This is a genomic window from Rhodopseudomonas sp. (assembly GCF_013377015.1).
Taxonomy (GTDB): domain Bacteria; phylum Pseudomonadota; class Alphaproteobacteria; order Rhizobiales; family Xanthobacteraceae; genus JARJEH01.
Genome location: NZ_JACABA010000025.1, coordinates 1 through 734, shown reverse-complemented (window position 1 = coordinate 734; position 734 = coordinate 1). Strand labels below are relative to the sequence as shown.

General features: G+C 62.7%; 1 protein-coding gene. It reads left to right on the top strand.

Going from position 1 to position 734, the window contains the following annotated elements; translation table 11 throughout:
- The coding region (glyS, locus tag HXX15_RS23085) for a glycine--tRNA ligase subunit beta (RefSeq protein ID WP_296519250.1) at nt 1-734 on the top strand (734 nt) is incomplete at both ends.

Sequence of the window (734 nt, the reverse complement as noted above, 5' to 3'; positions counted from 1 at the left end):
CCGCAGGAATGTCTGATCCTGACGATGAAGGCGAACCAGAAATATTTTCCGCTGCTTGATGCAAGCGGCAAGCTCACGAACAAATTTCTCATCGTCAGCAACATCCGGCCTTCAGACCCGAGCGAGGTAATCGGCGGCAACGAGCGCGTGGTGCGCCCGCGCCTGGCTGATGCCAAGTTCTTCTTCGATCAGGACCGCAAGAAGTCGCTGGCTGATCGCATCCCGGGTCTGGCCAAAGTCGTCTATCACAACAAGCTCGGCACACAAGGCGAGCGCGTTCAGCGCGTCGCGGCGATTGCCAGCGCGATAGGCACGCGCATCGGCGGCGAGGAACTGGCACGCAAGGCCGACCGGGCCGCGCTGCTGGCGAAGGCCGACCTGCTTACCGACATGGTCGGCGAGTTTCCGGAGTTGCAAGGCATCATGGGCCGCTACTACGCGCTGCATGACGGCCTTTCTTCCGACATCGCCGACGCCATCGAGGATCACTACAAGCCGCGCTTCGCCGGCGACAGTCTGCCGCGCGGCCAGGTTGGCATTGCCGTGGCGTTGGCCGACAAGCTCGAAACGCTCACCGGCATGTTCAGCATCGGCCAGGTGCCGACCGGCGACAAGGATCCGTTCGCGCTGCGTCGCCATGCGCTCGGCGCCATTCGCATGTTGATTGAATGCGATCTGCCGCTGGCGCTTGATCAGCTCATCGCCGACGCGAAGCTGACTGACACCAAGGCCGT